Origin of the sequence: Marivirga salinae (assembly GCF_030503855.1) — a bacterium.
Taxonomy (GTDB): domain Bacteria; phylum Bacteroidota; class Bacteroidia; order Cytophagales; family Cyclobacteriaceae; genus Marivirga; species Marivirga salinarum.
Genome location: NZ_CP129971.1, coordinates 2,084,737 through 2,104,542 on the forward strand (window position 1 = coordinate 2,084,737; position 19,806 = coordinate 2,104,542).

12 protein-coding genes are annotated in these 19,806 nt (G+C 35.2%); 8 read left to right on the plus strand and 4 right to left on the minus strand.

What is annotated here, in order from left to right; all coding sequences use genetic code 11:
* Window positions 1-19: 19 nt before the first annotated feature.
* The 5 genes from QYS49_RS08815 (at window position 20) to QYS49_RS08835 (ending at window position 7,856) form a co-directional block, all read left to right on the plus strand.
* Window positions 20-2,422, plus strand: a complete 2,403-nt coding sequence (locus QYS49_RS08815; protein WP_308351427.1) for an ABC transporter permease — start codon at window positions 20-22, stop codon at window positions 2,420-2,422.
* Window positions 2,423-2,944: 522 nt separating this feature from the next.
* Window positions 2,945-3,394 carry an ABC transporter permease gene (locus QYS49_RS08820; protein ID WP_308351429.1) on the plus strand — a complete coding sequence of 150 codons (450 nt, stop codon included), beginning with the start codon at window positions 2,945-2,947 and terminating at the stop codon, window positions 3,392-3,394.
* A 44-nt stretch (window positions 3,395-3,438) separates the two neighbouring features.
* A complete protein-coding gene (locus QYS49_RS08825; protein ID WP_308351430.1) occupies window positions 3,439-5,319 on the plus strand; it encodes an FtsX-like permease family protein in 1,881 nt (626 codons plus the stop codon).
* A gap of 514 nt (window positions 5,320-5,833) precedes the next feature.
* Complete coding sequence (locus QYS49_RS08830; protein ID WP_308351431.1) at window positions 5,834-6,529, plus strand: ABC transporter ATP-binding protein; 696 nt, start codon at window positions 5,834-5,836, stop codon at window positions 6,527-6,529.
* Window positions 6,519-7,856, plus strand: coding sequence for a TolC family protein (locus QYS49_RS08835; protein ID WP_308351432.1), 1,338 nt, complete (start codon window positions 6,519-6,521; stop codon window positions 7,854-7,856). Before QYS49_RS08830 ends, QYS49_RS08835 begins: the two co-directional genes overlap by 11 nt.
* Before the next feature lie 49 nt (window positions 7,857-7,905).
* Here the strand turns inward: QYS49_RS08835 and QYS49_RS08840 are convergent, their stop codons facing one another.
* The 3 genes from QYS49_RS08840 to QYS49_RS08850 all read right to left on the minus strand — a co-directional run bounded on the left by QYS49_RS08840 (window position 7,906) and on the right by QYS49_RS08850 (window position 10,895).
* On the minus strand, window positions 7,906-8,853 hold the full coding sequence (locus QYS49_RS08840; RefSeq protein WP_308351434.1) for a polysaccharide deacetylase family protein: 948 nt from the start codon (window positions 8,851-8,853) through the stop codon (window positions 7,906-7,908).
* 18 nt (window positions 8,854-8,871) lie between these two features.
* Window positions 8,872-9,225: a CPBP family intramembrane glutamic endopeptidase gene (locus QYS49_RS08845; protein ID WP_308351436.1), complete on the minus strand. Its 354-nt coding sequence runs from the start codon at window positions 9,223-9,225 to the stop codon at window positions 8,872-8,874.
* A gap of 416 nt (window positions 9,226-9,641) precedes the next feature.
* Window positions 9,642-10,895 carry a DUF418 domain-containing protein gene (locus tag QYS49_RS08850; RefSeq protein ID WP_308351437.1) on the minus strand — a complete coding sequence of 418 codons (1,254 nt, stop codon included), beginning with the start codon at window positions 10,893-10,895 and terminating at the stop codon, window positions 9,642-9,644.
* A gap of 911 nt (window positions 10,896-11,806) precedes the next feature.
* On the opposite strand from QYS49_RS08850, the gene QYS49_RS08855 reads away from it, so the two are divergent.
* Entirely contained in the window at window positions 11,807-12,241 is a 435-nt protein-coding gene (locus QYS49_RS08855) for a MarR family winged helix-turn-helix transcriptional regulator (protein WP_308351438.1), read from the plus strand.
* Here QYS49_RS08855 and QYS49_RS08860 read toward each other — a convergent pair.
* Window positions 12,238-13,230: a TolB-like translocation protein gene (locus tag QYS49_RS08860; protein WP_308351440.1), complete on the minus strand. Its 993-nt coding sequence runs from the start codon at window positions 13,228-13,230 to the stop codon at window positions 12,238-12,240. The two genes, QYS49_RS08855 and QYS49_RS08860, sit on opposite strands and share 4 nt — an antisense overlap.
* A 234-nt stretch (window positions 13,231-13,464) precedes the next feature.
* On the opposite strand from QYS49_RS08860, the gene QYS49_RS08865 reads away from it, so the two are divergent.
* Together QYS49_RS08865 and porU2 are read left to right on the plus strand one after the other, a co-directional pair.
* Window positions 13,465-14,541 carry a putative type IX sorting system protein PorV2 gene (locus QYS49_RS08865; protein ID WP_308351441.1) on the plus strand — a complete coding sequence of 359 codons (1,077 nt, stop codon included), beginning with the start codon at window positions 13,465-13,467 and terminating at the stop codon, window positions 14,539-14,541.
* Window positions 14,528-19,528 carry a putative type IX secretion system sortase PorU2 gene (gene porU2, locus QYS49_RS08870; RefSeq protein WP_308351442.1) on the plus strand — a complete coding sequence of 1,667 codons (5,001 nt, stop codon included), beginning with the start codon at window positions 14,528-14,530 and terminating at the stop codon, window positions 19,526-19,528. Before QYS49_RS08865 ends, porU2 begins: the two co-directional genes overlap by 14 nt.
* Window positions 19,529-19,806 lie beyond the last annotated feature (278 nt).

Consider the following 19,806-nt stretch of genomic DNA (forward strand, 5'->3'; position numbering starts at 1 on the left):
AAATTTAATTTAAATCATCATGCTTCTAAACTACCTTAAAATCGCCCTGCGTAATATCAAGCGCCACAGCCTGCGCTCTTTTATTCATGTGATAGGCTTATCCATTGGAATTGCGGCTTGTTTTGTCATCTATAATTTAGTGAGGTATGAGTATAGCTTTGACCAATTTCATCCTGAAAAGGAGAAAATTCATAGGATTATGAGTGTTACGGGCAATGCAGAGGAGCAATGGCCTAATTCCGGTACGCATTTCCCTTTGGCAGAAGCGGTTAGAAATGAATTGCCTTTAGCGACTGAAGTGAACCATTTCTATACGTCTAATTCAGTAATGATAAGCTCTGCAGATGGAGAAAAGAATTTTGGTAGACAGAGCGGGGTTATTTATGCAGATTCCTCCTATTTTCAGATGTTTCCTTATCAATGGTTGAGTGGTAATAGAATCAATGCTTTAAAAAACATGAATTCTATTGTACTTACTGAAAAAGCGATGCAGAAATATTTTGGGGATATTTCACCAAATAAGGCTATGGGTAGGGAGCTCATGGTGGCCGATTCAATTCCATTGAAAGTAACAGGGGTGGTGGCTGATTTTAAAGAAAATAGCGATTTTACTTTTACAGAATTTATTTCCATGGCCACTATTTTAAATAAGGAAAGTTTTCGAAATGAATTTCATGTTGACAATTGGGAAAATGTCACCTCTTCCTCTCAATTATTTATTAAGATCGATCCCAATGACTTTCATGAAGCAGAAAAAACACTTTTGGCCATTAGAGATAAATATATTGAACAGGAAGATGATTGGAAGACAGACTTTACTTTAGAGCCATTAAATGAACTTCATTTTAGCCAGCCTTATAGTACAAAGGCAGCTGATAAAAAGGTGATTAACGGACTTATAGCTATTGGTTTTTTTATTCTTTTCATTGCCTGTGTCAATTTCATTAATTTGGAAACAGCTCAAGCCAAATTAAGAGCGAAAGAGGTAGGCGTAAGAAAATCATTAGGTAGCAGTAGGAAGCAATTGATAGCACAATTTCTTAGCGAAACTTTTTTAATCATAATTTGCGCCATTATTATTGCCTTATTTTTAAGCGAACTGGGTATAGCTTATTTCAAAGATCTTTTGCCGGCTAACTTAAGCTTTGATTATTGGTCAGTCAATAATGTGGTTTTTCTGTCATTGCTTTCCATTGTGATATTGCTGCTTTCCGGCTTTTATCCTGCTTTACTTTTGTCTGGCTATTCTCCTGTAAAGGCATTAAAAGGTGACCGCACATTTAAAAAAGGCTTTGATTTCCAATATTTCCTTAGAAAAAATCTGACCGTGCTGCAGTTTACTTTGTCCATTGCCTTTATCATAATTGTGATGGCCGTAAGTGGGCAAATTGATTATTTGTTGAAAAAAGATGTGGGTTTTAATAAAGAGGCTGTGATGTACACCTTCACAGCTTTCGATTTTGATGATCAAAGGAATCAGGTATTGAAAGAAGAACTAAAAAAGTATTCTTTTATTCAGGATGTGAGTTTGAGCAGCGAAATGCTTATTTCCCAAGGGCTATGGACTACTTCCATAAGTTTGGCTGAAGACACAAGTGATTTTGAATTGGGTATTCAGATAAAAAAAGCGGATACATCCTATATAAATTTATATGATGTGCCGCTTATAGCAGGAAGAAACTACAGAATTGATTCAGATGAAACCTTAATCAATGAAATGGCTGCAAGCAAATTGGGATTTGAAAATCCTGAGGAGGCTATTGGTGAGCGAATAGATTATAATAATGAAGAACTGATTATAGTTGGAATATTTAAAGATGTTCATACACAATCCATGTACAGTGCCATCAGACCTATGATGATCAAAACTGACAATAATGGCTTATTTACGACCAATATAAAATTGAAACCTAATATTGATTTGGTAACCGCCAAAGAGCAAATGCAGGCAAGTTATCGCTCGATTTATCCTAATGAAAACCATGAGTTTAAATTTTTGGATAAAACAGTTGAGAACTTTTACCAATCAGAATTAAGGATGAAACGAGTGTTGGGATTTGCCACTGTTGTAGCAATTTTGATCAGTTGTTTAGGGCTATTTGGCTTGTCTTCTTTCACCATAGCGCAAAGGACGAAAGAGATCAGCATCCGAAAAGTGTTGGGAGCTTCTTTATCCAATATTTTAATTTTAATCACCAAAGAATACGCATTTCTGATAGCGATTGCCTTTGTATTGTCTATCTATCCAGCCTGGTATTTTTTGAATAACTGGCTAAGTAATTTTCAATACCGCATGGAATTATCCGCATTGACTTTTATAGTGGCGGGCATAATTGCTTTTGTTTTAAGCTTATTAATTGTAGGGCTACATTCTTTAAAAGCAGCGAATAGCAATCCTGCTGAGGTGTTGAAGGATGAGTGATTTGGCTTAATAACTTTTCCAAAGTTCAGGGCATTGGAAAAGGTATTATTATTAGCGGTTTTGCCATGACCTTCATAAGAAGATAATTTACCACTTAAATCCACACCCCCCTTCGCCCCCCTCAAGGGGGGAGTTCTCACGGAAATTACTTTCGGTATTTTAATTTGAAAAGGTTGTTTTCTAAAATAATCTGTTTTTAAAAAGTAATAAATAGTGATGAGTTTTAATTTTTTCTATTGAATTAAATCTGTGAGATTGTCCCCTTGAGGGGACTATAGGGGTGTTGCTTGAAAGATTTAAAGGTGTTAGCTGTAACAGAGGAAATCTAGTTATATAGTAAAAAAAGAAAGTAACTAGCTTCTTCTATCAAATCAACCGACCGCTGACGGACAAACCCACAACAATTACGAACATATAAATAACAAAAACCTTTTTGTAATCAATCTGAGGCTATTTTTTACAGTATGGCACTCCAATTGAATAAGAACTGCAAGACTATTTTTCAATTTAAACAAACAGAGCATGTTTAAACATAACCTTCTCATTATCTACCGCAATTTCAAGCGATTTAAAAGTACTTTTTTCATCAACCTTTTAGGGCTTTCAACCGGTATGGCTTGCGCTCTGCTTATTTTCCTGTGGGTAAATGATGAGCTTTCTATAGATAAATTTCATGAAAATGATGATCAGCTTTATCAAGTTTATTTACATCATGATGAAAAGGGAGAAACCCGTACTGCACCACCAGTTCCAGCACTTTTAGCGGATGTGTTGGAAGAGGAAGTTCCGGAAGTGCTCACAGCAGTAGAAGATACAGATACTAATGAGTTTGGGGATAGCTTTTCTTTAACCACTGGTGATGATAAAATGAAGGCTAGAGGAAAATTTTCTGGCGAAGGATATTTTCAGTTATTCTCTTTTACGTTTTTAAAGGGTAATGCTGAAACAGCATTGGCTGATAAAAAGGCATAGTTTTAACAGAATCTTTAGCTAACAGGATTTTCGGAACTACCGAGGTGATAGGTAAAAGCCTTGAATGGCAGATACTGAAATTCAAGGGACAAGCACAGGTTTCGGCTGTAATTCATGATTTACCTGATAACAGCACAGAATCCTTCGAGTTTGTACTTCCTTTTTCAGTATTTATTGATGATTTGATGGGACAGGAGCGTAACCATTGGGGCAATTATATAGCGCTTACTTATGTGCAATTGGCTGAAGGAACAGATGTATCACAACTGAATGAGAAATTAGCTCCACTGATAAAAAACAAAGTAGAATGGAGTAATGTCGAACCCTTTGTGAAGCAGTATTCAAGTAGGTATTTACATGGAAAATTTGAAAATGGACAGGAAGCAGGTGGGCGAATTACTTATGTACGTTTATTTGGGATCATAGCATTATTTGTTTTATCGATTGCCTGTATCAATTTTATGAATTTAAGCACTGCCCGAGCAGCCGGAAGATTAAAGGAAATAGGCGTAAAAAAGACTTTAGGAGCTAATAGAAAACAATTAATTATTCAACACCTTGGCGAGTCCGTTGCGATGACCATTCTTTCTTTACTAGTGGCTTATTTACTAGTATTGTTACTCTTGCCACAGTTTAATGCGATTACAGATAAGAATCTGAGTCTTCAACTAACTCCTAATTTATTGATAGCCACAGCAAGCATTACGCTTTTTACAGGACTGTTGGCAGGCAGCTATCCAGCACTTTATCTTTCCGGTTTTAAGCCGGTTAGCATTTTAAAAGGCAAACTGACTACCTCAACAGGTGAATTATGGACCAGGAAAGGCTTGGTAGTTTTTCAATTTGTTATTTCAATTGTGCTTTTAGTGTCCGTTTGGGTGGTTTATAAACAAATTGAATATGTACAGGACAAAAACCTTGGGTACGAAAGACAACAAGTTATCAAAATCCCAATAGAAGGGGAAGTAGCCAATCGTTTAGAGCTTTTTATTGAGCGCTTAAAAGCCGTTCCTGGAGTGGTGAATGCTTCAGCAACAACACACTCAATTGTGAAAAGTGGTGCTTCCACTACAGGAGTTACCTGGCAAGGAAAAGATCCCGATAGCAATATTTTATTTGAACAAGCCAGGGCATATTATGGCTTAATTGAGACTTTAGGCATTGAAATGAAAGAGGGGAGGAGCTTCTCTGAAAAATATGGAGCGGAGGAAAATAAGATTATATTTAATGAAGCGGCTATTAAGGTAATGGGTTTGGAAGATCCAATCGGCAAAACAGTTACCATGTGGGGCAAGGAAAAAGAAATCATTGGTGTCGTAAAAGATTTCCATTTTTCTTCCCTTCACGAGGAGGTTTCTCCCATGCTTTTTCATTTCGATATCAGTTTTATGCTGAGCATTTTTGCTAAAATTCAAGCCAATAGTACGGAGGAAACGCTCGCAGGAATTCAGGCACTTTATAAAGATTTTAACCCAGGATTTACCTTGAATTACGAGTTTCTGGATGCTAATTATCAGGCTCAATATCAAGCAGAACAAAAAGTGTCTTTGCTTTCCCGCTACTTTGCCGGAATTGCTATTATTATCTCTTGTTTAGGTTTATTCGGATTGGCTGCTTTTACGGCCGAACGCAGACAGAAAGAGATCGGAATCAGAAAAATATTAGGGGCAGGAGGTTTGCAGATCATGAAATTACTTTCTGCCGATTTCACTAAAATGGTATTTATTGCTAATGTAATAGCCTTGCCTATAAGTTTCTGGGCTACTCAAAACTGGCTACAAGGCTTTGCCTATAGTATTGAACCCGAATGGTGGTATTTTGCAGGTGCAGGACTGATTGCACTAATAATAGCATGGATCACGATCAGCTTTCAAACCATTAAGGCAATCCGCTTAAATCCCGCAGAAACTTTAAAGGATGAATGATTTGGCTATCAACTTTTCCAAAGTCTGTAGTATTTGCGGTTTTTGAACTGAAGTTTATTAACACCGATTTCGACACCCCCCTTCGCCCCCCTCAAGGGGGGAGTTCTCACGGAATTACATTCGATATTATAATTTGAAAAAGTTATTTTATAATATATTTTAATAGAAAAAAAGAAATAAATAGTGATGAATTTTATTATTTCCTGCAAAAATAAATCGGTGAGAACTATCCCCTTGAGGGGATTATAGGGGTGTTGTTTTGGAGATGTAAAGCTGTGGCTTGAAAATAGGAAATCTTGCCATATAATAGAAAAAAGAAAGGAGAAGAAAATTTTAAATGAATGCCTAAAACTTCAAGGAAAACTTTAATTGACAATCAACAAAACACCGTCCGATTTCGGACGTATTCTCTCGTTTTTGAACAACTACATACAGAAAAGATGTCTTTATAAGTCTTTAAAGCCATATTTTTGGAATGGCACATTAATTGGAAAACCACATGAAAAACTAAGATATGATCACATTAACAGATTTAGACAAATACATAAGCAATAAGTTTCAAAGGCAGTTTATCTTAAAGGGATTAAATCTCCAGATTGAAAAAGGTGAGTTTGTGACCATAATGGGGCCAAGCGGAGCAGGGAAGTCTTCTTTGTTGAATATCATCGGTTTATTGGATGATCATTCAGCGGGGGGGTACCATCTCTTTGATGAAAAAATTGAATCGCTTAGTGAGAAAAGAAAATCAGCTTTGCACAAAGAACATTTCGGATTCGTTTTTCAAGCTTATCACTTAATAGACGAACTGACGGTTTATGAAAATATTGAAACCCCATTGCTGTATAGAGGAGTGAAATCTTCAGAAAGAAAAAGCCTTGTAGCGGAAATGCTAGATAAATTCGGGATAGTGGCTAAAAAGGATTTGTTTCCAGCTCAGCTTTCCGGTGGGCAACAGCAATTAGTTGGGGTAGCCAGAGCTATTATTGGGAAACCTTCTATTTTATTGGCAGATGAACCTACAGGAAATCTTCATTCAACCCAATCAAAAGAAATCATGGAGCTTTTTCAGGAGCTCAACCGACAAGGAACCACCATCATTCAAGTGACCCATTCAGAAGAAAACGCACAATATGGTTCAAGAATAATTGAATTAGAAGATGGAGCCATACTTAAAGATATTTCGCTTAAAAATGAATTACATGTTTCATAAAAATATACTATTTGCCTTTCTGTTTTCCCTTTTATCTTATTCTGGTTTCTCCCAAAATCAGCAAGAAAAAGTAATAAGCTTACAAGAGGCAATTGCCATAGGATTAGATAGAAATGTCAGCCTAAGACAAGCAGAAAATCAATTGATGAGTTTGTCAATGGATCAAACCCAAGCTAAAATGGCCTATTTGCCTAATGTTTCCTTAAATGTGAGGGCAACTAGGCAAGTTGGACAGCAATTTCAATTGGTGGAAGATGGTTTTGAAATCAGTAATGTGCAAGCCGACAGATTATCAGGAGGACTTTCTGCAAGTTTATCCGTATTTGAGGGGTTTAATAGACAGAATCAAATGCGTATTTCTAATTTGGAATTTAAAGCTCAGTCAGAAGGAATAGAAAGAGAAAGACAGAATGTTATTTTCTTGGTTGCACAGCAATATCTTCAAATATTGTTGGACCAGCAGTTATTGGAAATAGCCAAAAAGAATGTTGAAAACCAAAAGAATCAGTTAGATCGAATTGAAGGATTTGCCAATACAGGCTTAAGACCACAAGCTGATTTCTTCACACAAAATGCAGCTGTAAAACAACTGGAATTGGAGCTTATAGAGGCGGAGAATACACTCTTGCTGGATAAGGCTCAACTCACTCAGATTTTACAGCTTAATCCGTTGGAAATGTATAAAGTCTCTTCAGATGAATTGATGGAATTACCTCAAAATCAGAAATTGGAATTGGCAGAATTATTTAATCTGGCGATAGAAAATAGAGCTGACTTAAAACAACTGAGATTTAGAACTCAATCAGCTGATCAAAATATAGAAAGTTTAAAGTCTGGTTATTTACCAAGTCTTAGGGCATTTTATGAATACGGAACTCAATATAGCTCACTTAACACCTTGAATTATAAAGAGCAATTATTGGATTTATACCCCACAAATGTAGTTGGATTGAATTTAAGCATTCCTCTTTTTAATAATTACATTAACAAAGCAAATGTGGCAAGAGCAAAGGTGCAATTATATAATACCGAACTTGATTATGAAAATACTGAACGCTTGATTTTTCAAGATGTGCAAAATGCATATCTGAATTATAATGCTGCTATTAAACGTTTTGAAGTGAGCAATTCTGCCTTTGAAGCAGCAGAGGAAGCCTATAAAGTACAAGAAGAACGCTATAATGCCGGTATTGCCAACTTGGCGGATTTGTCTTTAGCTAATCAGGAATTTGTAACAGCTTCAGCTAATAAGGAACAAGCCCGATTTACCCTTATTTTTCAAGAAATGATAGTGGAATATCAGGTGGGGACTTTGGAATTTAAGTAAAGGATTTTATAATTGTATTTTATAGTGATTAGTTCTTTTGAGAAGATCCTTAATTGTTCTCAACAATCTCTTTGTACAATTGATTTATTTCAGATAAATTCGGTTCTTGTTTCATCCACTTAATCCGCTCGTCCTGTGTTTCCATCCATCTGTACAACCAACTTATTCCCCATTTTTTATAGTAGATATCTTCTTGGGCATAGATAGTGTCAGTTAAGGATTCTTCAAAACTGACAATTTCATAATTCTCCTTTTCTACTCGAGTGATTATTTCTCCTATATAGTCAGTATTGATAGCATTGTCATGGCAGAGGTAAATATGCTTTACTGGACGTTTGTAGATGCTATTTGCCATGGATTCATAAAAGGACAACAGCTCTAAGGTCTTTTCTACATATTGTTCACCTATTGCTGCGGCTTTGTCTATTTTTCCATTATTTAGATAATGTAGATATACATAATTAAACATCCAGTCAGAACTTTCTACCGTAAAGGGTGCAATTACATAATCCTTCGATTTTAAATATGCTCTAATTTCTACATGTTGGCTTGAATCTGCCCCCATATCATTGAATGGAAATCGGAAATATTTTACCTCTTTGTTGTAATTGGAAGCGTATTCTTTGGTTAGTTTTTCACCTTCTTCTATATCCTGAACGAATTTATCGTAACCAACTGCTGAATACCTGACGTGACTATAGGAATGGTTGCCAACTATAGAATTTTGGTTTTGAATCCACAATTCCAGCAACTCCTTATTCTCCTTCTTAAATTCATTATTGAAAATCTTAGCTTCATTTATGAAAATGGTAAAGGGGATTTTTAAGGAATCCAAGACATTCAATAGTGTTGGCTCGAAATTCTCTTTTTGATATTTTCTGGTATTAGGAACATCATCTATTGTTATAGAAATTGATTTCTTTTGTGAAAAAGCAGAAATATTCACAAAGAGACATAAACAAAGCAGAATTATATATTTGCTATTTTGGGCTTTCATTTTTTTAAATTTAAAATACTATTTAAAGTAGATATAATAAGTCAATATAATAGCTGCCATATTATAAATTCCATGAGCTATAATGGTAGCAGTGAGTCTTTTTGTTGAGATAAATAATAAAGTGTACATGATGGTAGGCACTAAAATATCAAACCAATCCAATGCACTCGATGGCATATGTCCTAACGAAAACAGCAAGATGGATAAAATTGCGGAAAACCATAAACCAGTTTTGGGGTTTTTAAAGGTATCTTTTAAAACATTGATGAAATAGCCTCTGTTGAAAAGTTCTTCGGTTATGCCACCACCAATTACGCCTAAAGCTATAAAGGAAAGTAATCCAACTAAACTGCCATCATACATAGTCAACATATGGCTAATATCTGCTCTGGATGCCCCGCCTGTGTTGGGAATAAGTATAACAAACTGAAGAATAGTCCATAAGGCACCGAAACCTAAACCCAGAAAGATATTCTTTTTTAAGATTTACAAACTTAAGCCCTATGTCACTAAAGTTTTTCTTCAAGATTTTGAGTGAAAAATAGAGCAGGGCGGTAACACCTATAAATTGAAAAAGGGCGATGAGTAATAAGTTTATTCCAATCTTACCCCCATTTATTTTTGTTACCCCAAAGAATACATCAGGGATAATGAAAAGGATATATCCTAAAAGAATGGTAGCAATAAAAACAATCAGCGTTTTAGATTTGCTTACGGTGCTTTTGTTGTGGTTTGTCATATTGAATATTCTTAAAGTTTCATGCTATGAGACGCTTAGAATTCTTGCCTTAGTTGTTGAATGATTTGTAAGTAAGTTTCCTCCATATAAATTCTAATGGCCCTTGTTTGTGGTATCTTAACCATAGCATGCTTAGTAAAATTTGAATGATCCAAATGATTACTACGAATCCCAAAAGTTCAAATCGAAATAATTGATTAAATAACCCAAATCCATATCCATAGAAAATCAACCCCAGGATAATACTTTGAAATATATAGTTGGATAAAGCCGTCCTCCCAATTTTTGAAAGCACTTTTATATTGATGTTTTTTAGAAATACTTGATAGATTCCATTAAATAATAAAACATAAGCAATCCCTAAAAGCTCTTTTGGAAAAGTGAAGAGAAGGGCTTTCCAAACTTGTAAAACAGGCTCATGGTCTTTGTAAGTCCAATAAAAATAGCGCAGATAATTAATCAGTAAACCAACTATTACTAAACTTATGGTGATGATCCAATAGTAGTTCCAGGATCTATAATCAGAAAAAATCCCCGTCCTGTATAACAACATCCCGATTGACATTACGATAAGTGTTGAAAGGATGAGAGATTGATGGTAAAATGCTCCTTTATGAACTTTTAATTTGGTATAGCTGCTTTTTACTCCCTCCCAATAGGTTGGTTTCGGATTTTCAATAACTTCTGTGGTATTGGATGATTTTATTGAGTAGCGTTTTTCCCATGAATTTATGCGTTTTGTTTCATCTTCTGTTCGTTGGTTTTCGGGCACTTTCAATGCTTTTTGATAACTCGCAAATGTATCTTTTCTATTTTCAATGTTTTCATATGATTTTATGAATAGGAGAGAGGAGAGAAAAGCTACTATCAGGATGAGATATTTCGATTGAACAGCCCTGAAGGGGAATAACAAAAAACCACAAATTGCATAATGATATAAAATATCCCCATCCCAGATCAAATAGGCATGCAAGACTCCAAAAACAAACAGCCATAAAAGTCTTCTGGCATATAAATCCAAGGCCTTTAAACCTTTAACTTTTTCTTGGATTCGTTCCATAAAAATGACAAAACCAACACCAAAAAGTAAGGCAAACATGGTGTAGAACTTTCCTTGTGTTAAAAAATAGACCCAAAAACGTGTGTTGTGATCAATAGAGCTGTCATATCCATATTGCCATGAGCTCCATGGATTAGGATAAGCAAAGGATTCAATATTAATAAACAGTATCCCAAGAATGGCTACCCCCCTAAGAAAATCAAGAGAACCAATGCGTTCATTAATTTTAGTGGGCTGGGTCATAATTTTATTTTTAATTTATCCAGAGCTTTTAGTCTATTGTCAAGTGAAATTGTACTTAAAAAAGCAGTTAAATATAGTAGGTCTTTACTTCCTGTACAAATTGAAAGTTTCAAGGCATTAACCATGCTCAATCTATTCATATTTGTGATTCTAAAATTATGTTGCAATAACTAAAAAATTAGAATCTCGTATTTGATTAGTGAAGATAACATGCTTTAAATCAGTGAATAATAATTGTAGCGATAAAAGACTATTTTATTTTCATACTTTTTAAAATTGAATAGATTCAATTTGGTAGAACCAAACTCTTTAACAATGAAAAAAATACAACCTTATCAAATTGTCTTATTTCTTATTCTATCATTCACTTTAAGTAGTTGCGAAATTATTGGAGATATTTTTGAAGCTGGCATATGGGTCGGAGTTATACTAGTAGTAGTGCTAATTGCCCTTGTTATTTGGGTAATTAAAAAAATAATCAGCTAGAATTTAGGAGACTTCATACTTCAAGTTCTATCAGTCTTTCCAACCAAAGGTTGGTCAGCCAATGGCTGAGAACTAGACTTCAAAAAATAGAAGATATATTTCCCTTTGTGAAAACTTTGCGAGACCCTTTATGCGTCAAAGACGCCTGCGGACAATTCTTGTTATATAGTAGAAAAAAATTATCTAATGCAATTTGATTAGCCCTCACAATCCTGAGACAAAACGCCAAAATTTAATTGCAGCTATTCAATTTGTAAGAATATTTATTCTTAATAAATGATGAAAATGTTATTACCTAATGTACAAATGTTGTTTAGTTGTATTTTTAGTGGATTAGTTCAAATCTTTAATCTGAAACATCAAATTCAAAATCAAGTTAAATCCAGAAATTTGCATTAATTTTGTTGCTATACTAATAATTAATAATGCAAGAAGCTGAGAAATATAGTCGATATTCATTTTTATTGGATAAAACAGCACGGAGGGTAAAGCAATATGCTAAGCAAAGATTCAGGGAATTAGGCTGGACGATCACGATTGACCAATGGGCAGTTTTAAAGCAATTGTACGATAAAGGCGAAGTAAATCAGAGGGAATTGGCGAGTAATACTTTCAAAGATCACCCCACCATGACCCGTATTATTGATTTATTGAAAGCCAAGGAATTGATAGAGCGTAAGCCGCATCCAGCTGATAGAAGAAGCTTTATAATAGCTTTAACACCTGAAGGTAAATCTATGGTGGAAGAATGTCTTCCCGAGGTACAAAAAATCAGGATGAAAGCTTGGGAAAATCTTTCAGATAAAGATTTTCAAGAGTTTAAAAGGATCTTGGAGAGTATTTATCAGAATTTGTCTTAAAATTTGATTTTTTCTATCCCAACATAATAAAGATCAAAACCACCAAGTCCGCCAGGTCGGTTTGATGAAAAAATCATCAAATCATTGGTATATCCTTGTTCTTGAGGTCTGATGATAGGGCGATATTCATCATACTCCGAATTGATTTCAGCCCCGAAATTTTCAGGTGCTGTCCATTCTCCATTTATTTTTTCAGAATAATACAGGTCAAATCCACCAAAACCACCTGCTCTGTCTGATGCAAAAACCATGAAATCTTCCATAATGAAAGGACATTTATCATCAGAGGTAGAATTTAGTACATCTATTGAGCGTATTGTTTTCTCCGAATCATCATAGAGTCTATCTAGCAGATCTAGAGAATTATCAAGCTCAACATTGAGAATATCAAATTGACCATTTCTATTGCTACACCAGTAAATTTGACTGCTATCTTTATTTAATGCCGGATAATAATCATCAAAAGAAGAATTTAAATAGGAAATAGAAGCTATAGTGTCATATTCCTGATTGTTTAAATTATGAGTAAATTTTATGTCAAAATTCCCCGATTCATTATTGGCATATAATAAAATTCTGCTATCGCTATAGGTAAACCTCCTAGTAAGATAAGGGCCAAATTCATCTGAAGTGCTGTTAATTTTTCTTAAAGCATGATGCAAATCAAAGTTTCTTATATATACACTCATATTGGTATTTGTTTCTTCTTCAATTTGGAATTCACCAGACGATTTGGAAAAGTGAAACTTTATGAGTTTATAAATTATATCATACTCCCCACCAGCGGAATTTCTATTAGAAGAAAAACACAAAGGAAAAGTCTCTCCTAAAATTGGAGAAGTGGAATTGTAATCATCATATTCTGAATTGACAAATTCAAGATTAACTGGGCTGCTTGAGATTGTTGCTGAATTATATTTGTAGCCAAAAATTTTATTGCAAGAATAGATAATAGGGATTAAAAGGAGAATAGTTAAAAGTTTCTTCATCTTGGTTCTATTTTATTATCAACATGCGTATTTAACGAATATTTTTTGCTTTATTACAATTTTGAGACTTTAATAGTGCATTTCTCAATTTAATTAGCTGTTTTGTTGTTGATCCATTTAAATGTTGAATCAATGTAGGTTAGCAAATCATCTTAAACTTTAAAAATGACGGTTATGAGATTTTTTTCAACGGATAATTGTTAATTTTATAAATTATAGAAATACCCAGAATTCATGAGGAAAATACTATTCCTTTTTCTTTTTCTAGCGCTATCCATCGAGATAAGTGCACAAGTTTCCAAGCCTAAATATGCCAATGAATTTTTGGCAATCGGAGTAGGGGCAAGGGCTTTTGCTTTGGGCGGTGCTTCTGTAGCTTCTGTTGAAGGGGCTTCTGCCGGATATTGGAATCCTGCGAAACTCTCAAGTCTGGAAACTGACCACTCATTGGATCTGATGCATGCAGAATATTTTGCCGGCATTGCTGCCTATGATTATGTGGGCTTTGCTACTTCAATTGATGAAGATAGTAAAATGGGTTTTTCCATGATCAGGTTTGGTGTAGATGATATCCCGGATACTCGATTTATCTATGATGCCAATGGAGCCTTGAATTATGATAATATCAGATTTTTCTCCGCTGCTGATTATGCCTTTCAATTTTCTTACGCTCGTGATTTAAAGTTTTTAGAAGGCTTATCTTTCGGTGCAAATGCAAAAGTGATTCATCGAACGGTAGGTGAATTTGCCAAAGCATGGGGTTTTGGCTTTGATTTGGGTGCAGCTTACAAATGGAAGAATTTGGATGTGGCTTTAGTGGCTCGTGATGTCACGGGAACTTTTACCACTTGGTATCATAATGTAACTTTGATAGAAGATATTTATACGCAAACCAATAATAAAATCCCCGAAAATACGACTGAAATGGCTGTTCCGCGATTAGTGTTTGGAACGGCTTATACTCAGGAATTACCCTACAAATTCTCCATAATGGGGGAGGTAAATTTCGATGCTACCTTTGATGGCCCGCGGAATACATATATTAGTGAAGAGAAATTCTCCATTGATCCACGTGGAGGAGTAGAATTGGCTTATGATAAAATGGCCTTTCTCAGATTTGGCGGTAATAACCTTCAAAAGATCAAGAATTTTAATGGAACTGAAAGATGGAATGGTCAGGCAAGTATTGGTGCTGGTTTTCGATATAAAATCCTGCAAATTGATTATGCTTTCACTGACTTAGGCGATTATTCTGAATCACTCTATTCTCATGTTTTTACTTTGATTTTTAATTGGGATGCTAAAGAATAAAATTTTCACAACCATATTAACTATTATTCTATCTGTTCACTATGTTTTTTCACAGGATCCGCAATCATGGATTAATTTCAATCAATCCTATTATAAAATCAGTCTTGAATCTACGGCTGCTTATGAATTAGATTATAATGATCTAATTGAAGCTGGTGTGCCGATTTCCAGTATTGATGCCAGATCATTACAGATATTTCACAGAGGACAAGAAATAGCGATCAGAGTGATTGGTCAGAACGATGGTAGACTAGATGAAGGCGATGTTATCCAGTTTCTGGCTAAAAGAAATGACGGAACTTCCGATACACCTTTATATAAAAATCCGGATCATCAACCACATCAATATTTTAATCTCTTCACGGATGAGTCTGCTTATTTTTTGACTTGGAAAAATGATGGTACCAACGGAAAAAGAATTCAGGAGCAGAATATTATCAACAACACCAATAATTTAGCTGCTGAAAATTCAGTTGAGAAAGAAATTTTAAGGCTATTTACAGCTAATGCAGATAGGGGGCAGCGATATAGCCCACAAAATGAAGTGTATAATTCTGCTTTTGATTTGGGGGAAGGATGGACTGGTTCTGCATTTACTAATCCAAGCAATTTTTCAATTACAGATTTGGATAAAGCGGCTCGTTCTGAACTTCCACCTACATTGGAAATCTTGATTCAAGGAAGAAATATGCGCCAGCATCAGACTGAAGTTTTGGTTGGGCCAAATGAAAATTCCTTAAGATCGCTTGGTACTGTGAATTTCAAGGAATATGAATATGAGATTTTTTCGGGTGATTTAGAATGGACAGATATTGCTAATAGTGGCGATTTAGTCCTAAGGCTTGTGCCACAAGCTGAAGGTGTTGATAGGATTTCGGTTTCTTACATTAAAGTTAATTTTCAAATGGAGCCTGATTTGAATAATGAAGCAGGCGGGAAATTAACCTTAAACCCAAATCCTAATGGTTCTTCATATGTACAGTTTTTGAATACAAATAGTACGGCAAGATTATATAGAACTGACAATTTTAATGAGCCGGTTTTATTGCGCACCAACAGAATAGGTTCTGAAATCAATACTGTAGTTCAAAACACTGTAAATGGAGTAGAATTGTATTTACAAAATCAAAACTTTCTTACTCCCAGTATAGAAAAGGTAAATTTTAGAGATTTCAGCAATTTCAATCCTGATTATGTTATTCTTAGCCATCCAGAGCTAAGCAATCCTAGCGGGGATTATACTAATCCCGTGAAAGCTTATGCAGCTTACCGTAATTCTGAAGCTGGAGGTGGGTACGATACGTTGGTGGTGGATATCAATAGAATTTACAACCAATTCAATTATGGGGAAATCTCTCCTTTAGCGGTATATAGATTCACTCAATATTTGGTGGCAAATACCAAAGCAGAAATGGTTTTTATCATTGGCAAAGGAGTGAATTGGCATCATAACTTTTACAGAAGAAATGATCTTCCTAATCAAGATCTTTATAATGAATTTGTTCCAACAGCCGGCTCACCAGGTTCTGATATTCTTTTTGGATTTGATTTGGAGGAGAATAATAGAGCCGCTATTTCCTTTGGAAGGATTAATGCTCATAACAGTCAAAATGTAGCTGATTATTTGGATAAGATTAAGGAAATGGAAGCTAAGCCTTTTGATGACTTGAGAAGAAAACATTTCTTGAACTTAAGTGGTGGGGTTTCCTTTTCTGAAGTTAACAGGTTTTTAGGCTATATAAATGATTTTGCCAGATATGCAGAAAGCCCTTACATAGGTGGAGATTATTCAAATTTAACTAAAGAAACCACACAGGTAGTGGAATTTATCAACGTTGCAGATCAAGTAAATCAAGGCTTGAATTTGATTACTTTTTTTGGTCATTCCGGCCCCAACACTGCGGATATTGATATTGGTCGTGTTTCAGATGAAAATTTAGGTTATAATAATAAAGGGAAATATCCATTTATTTTAATTAATGGTTGTAATGCGGGTTCTTTTTATCGCTTGCAAAAAAACGAAACTCCATTTGGAGAAGATTGGGTGAATACTCCAGAAAAAGGTTCTACTGGTGTTTTAGCACATGTTTATTTAGGGTTTCCAAATGAATTAAAAAGATATAGCGATTTATTTTATGCCAATGCATATGGCGATTCGGTCATGATAGATCAACCTCTAGGATTGGTTCATCAAAAAACCATAAATGACTATTTAGCTAATTTTGGAACTAATCCTGCTCCTTTGTACATGTCTCAGGCTCAACAAATGAATTTATTATGTGATCCTGCTTACAAACTTTTTCCTGCAGGCAAAACTGATTATGCAATTTCTGATGAGGATTTGGAAGTAGTTTCCGTGGACGGGCAACCAATAGATGCTTTAACTCCTGAATTCGGGGTGGATGTTATCATTCGAAATTATGGGATCACTAATGCAGATTCAATTGAGATTTTGGTTAAAAGAACTTTACCAAACAATGAAATGATCGTGCAGGATACTCAGAAAGTAGCCGCAATAAAATATCAGGATACCGTAAGGGTTAATATTTATAATGACCTGCCTGAAAGTTTTGGACAAAATATATTTGAGGTAATTATCGATCCGGCAGGAAAAATACCCGAGATCAAAGATGAAAATAATATTGCCACTATTAATTATTTCCTCACATTAGGCACTACGCTAAATTTATATCCTTATGATGAAGGATTGAGTGATCAACAAATCATTAGCTTGACTGCCCAATCTGTAGATTTACTTTCTGACGAAAGAGACTTTTTATTTGAATTGGATACATCAATAAAATTCAATAGCCCTTATTTAAAAACACAAAACATTAGAGCCAAGGTAATTGCAAAGTGGGAAACTAATTTACTACCCAATGAAAATCAAGCGTATTTCTGGAGGACAAAATTCACTAACCCGAGAGATGGAGAACTTGATGAATGGACCATTTCAAATTTCACCTACAGTAGTTCCGCCCAACAAGGATGGCAGCAGAATTCTGATGACCAATTTTTATTAAATAGCATAGAAGGAATTACAATCGGGGAGACTTGGAGTTTTGAGGAAAATACTTTTAATCTAACAGTTGAAGCCCCAGGAAATAGTGGAATTGACGATATCAGCATTAGAATAAATGGAAATCAATATGCCACATCAGGTAATCAAACAGGACCTTGTAAGATCAATACTTTGAATTTAGTAGCCTTTGACAAATCTTCTGGAGTACCTTATTATATTCTTTCAAATGGTGGATTTGATGTTTTGGATCCACTTTTATGCGGTATTAGACCACAAGTCATCAACCAAATTAGAAATAACCAATTATCACAACCTGAGACCTATTTCAAGAAATATTTTGATGAATTGCCAGATGGTGATATTGTACTTATGACTTCTTATGACAGCGTGGCTTGGAATATTTTAAGAGCCAATAACAGAGCAGAATTACTTGATCTTGGTGCCTCAGCTAGTGTCATAGACAATCTTCAAAATGGAGATCCTTATATATTATTGGGCAGAAAAGGATTGGGCGCGGCAAATGGAATAGAAGTTACCGCTACTCAAACTCCTAAAAGCGAGCAGACCATTTCGCTAGATAAGGTAGTGGAAGCTCGATTTGAATCAGGTTCTATTATTTCAAAAACGATTGGACCGGTTAAAGAATGGATTCAGTTGGATGCTGAATTTGCTGATGTGGAGGCTTCAGATGATATAAGACTGGATGTCTTTGGAATTGATAGCCTTAATAATCAAACTTTATTGTTCTCTGATGCCGTACTTCCACTGGATATTTCGGCAATTGATGTAAATCAATATCCACAATTACGATTGAGGTTAACTGTTAGCGACCCTGATAATTTAAGTCCTGCAAAACTTGCCACTTGGAAAGTAAATTTCAGAGAAGTACCGGATGCAGTTTTGCTTCCTGCTGAAACTGCCGGAAAGGCAAGTACAGAATTGGCGGAAGGAGAGAAATTCAATAAATCATTTCGAGTGGTTAATGTTACACCTAATAATTTTGACGAGCCAATTCCTTATATACGCCAAGTATTCAATAGAAATGACAGGGTTTTCCATAATGAAAATTATACCTTAACTCCTTTGCCAGCGGATTCTGATACCACTTTTTCAATCGAAGTGGATACCAGAGGCAAGGTGGGAGAGAATGATTTAACATTAAACCTCAATCCATATTCAAATTATAATGAAAAGAAATTGACCAATAATGTGATTTCTTATCAAAAGCTTTTTGAAGTTAAGAAGGATTCATTGCCTCCTTTTGTGGAGGTGACTTTCGATGGAATTTCCATTTTAGATGGCGATATAGTATCTCCTCGACCATATATCCAAATAAAATTGAAGGATGAAAATACTTTAATTAATAAAACCGATACCACAGGAATAGAAATTCAATTGCGAAGAGATTGTGAGGAATGTGTGAGTGAAAGAATAAATTTCTCCAATTCGAATATTGAGTGGTTACCCGCCACGGATGAGAGTCCATTCACGGTAAACTACCAGCCGAATGCCTTAGAAGACGGAAACTATCAACTGAGGGTGCAAGCAACAGATGCGAGTGAAAACACAGCCGGAGAGGAGCCTTATAAAGTGAGGTTTGAAGTGATCAATGCTTCCACCATCACTAATTTTTATCCTTATCCTAATCCCTTTTCTACCAGTACTCGCTTTGTATTTACTCTAACCGGAACTGATTTACCACAGGAAATTAAAATTCAAATCTTGACTGTTACGGGTAGAGTAGTAAGAGAAATTTTGCAAGATGAAATTGGTCCCATCCACATAGGAAATAATATCACCGATTATGCATGGGATGGCAAGGATGAATTCGGAGATAGATTAGCCAATGGAGTTTACCTCTACAGAGTTCTAGTCCGGAAAGACGGAGCCTTTATGGAACAACGAGCTACCGCAGGAGATAGAGCCTTTACCGAAGGCTATGGGAAGTTGTATATTCTGAGGTGATGGTGTTTTAATCATTGGTCAGGGTCAAAAACCGTCAATTATGATTCTATCTGCATTGAAAGGATTTCTTTAGTATTAATCTATTTCTTCCCTATTAATTTATTTTAAGTGTAGAATTAAACGTTTATTATACGTGTAATTCTACGGATAATGCCAATTGATTGAGTTTAAGTGGTTAAAATGGGTTTTTTATTAACTATTAATTCAGTAGATTGCCTGACATAAGGTATATATAATCACCGGGGGGTGACTATATTCAATTGTTAGCTCTCATTCAG

Excerpts from the sequence above, each read along its gene's own strand:
- QYS49_RS08815 (WP_308351427.1), top strand. The coding sequence starts at position 20 with ATGCTTCTAAACTACCTTAAAATCGCCCTGCGTAATATCAAGCGCCAC.
- QYS49_RS08820 (WP_308351429.1), top strand. The coding sequence starts at position 2,945 with ATGTTTAAACATAACCTTCTCATTATCTACCGCAATTTCAAGCGATTT.
- QYS49_RS08830 (WP_308351431.1), top strand. The coding sequence starts at position 5,834 with ATGATCACATTAACAGATTTAGACAAATACATAAGCAATAAGTTTCAA.
- QYS49_RS08835 (WP_308351432.1), top strand. The coding sequence starts at position 6,519 with ATGTTTCATAAAAATATACTATTTGCCTTTCTGTTTTCCCTTTTATCT.
- QYS49_RS08840 (WP_308351434.1), bottom strand. The coding sequence starts at position 8,853 with ATGAAAGCCCAAAATAGCAAATATATAATTCTGCTTTGTTTATGTCTC.
- QYS49_RS08845 (WP_308351436.1), bottom strand. The coding sequence starts at position 9,225 with ATGTTGACTATGTATGATGGCAGTTTAGTTGGATTACTTTCCTTTATA.
- QYS49_RS08850 (WP_308351437.1), bottom strand. The coding sequence starts at position 10,895 with ATGACCCAGCCCACTAAAATTAATGAACGCATTGGTTCTCTTGATTTT.
- QYS49_RS08855 (WP_308351438.1), top strand. The coding sequence starts at position 11,807 with ATGCAAGAAGCTGAGAAATATAGTCGATATTCATTTTTATTGGATAAA.
- QYS49_RS08860 (WP_308351440.1), bottom strand. The coding sequence starts at position 13,230 with ATGAAGAAACTTTTAACTATTCTCCTTTTAATCCCTATTATCTATTCT.
- QYS49_RS08865 (WP_308351441.1), top strand. The coding sequence starts at position 13,465 with ATGAGGAAAATACTATTCCTTTTTCTTTTTCTAGCGCTATCCATCGAG.
- porU2 (WP_308351442.1), top strand. The coding sequence starts at position 14,528 with ATGCTAAAGAATAAAATTTTCACAACCATATTAACTATTATTCTATCT.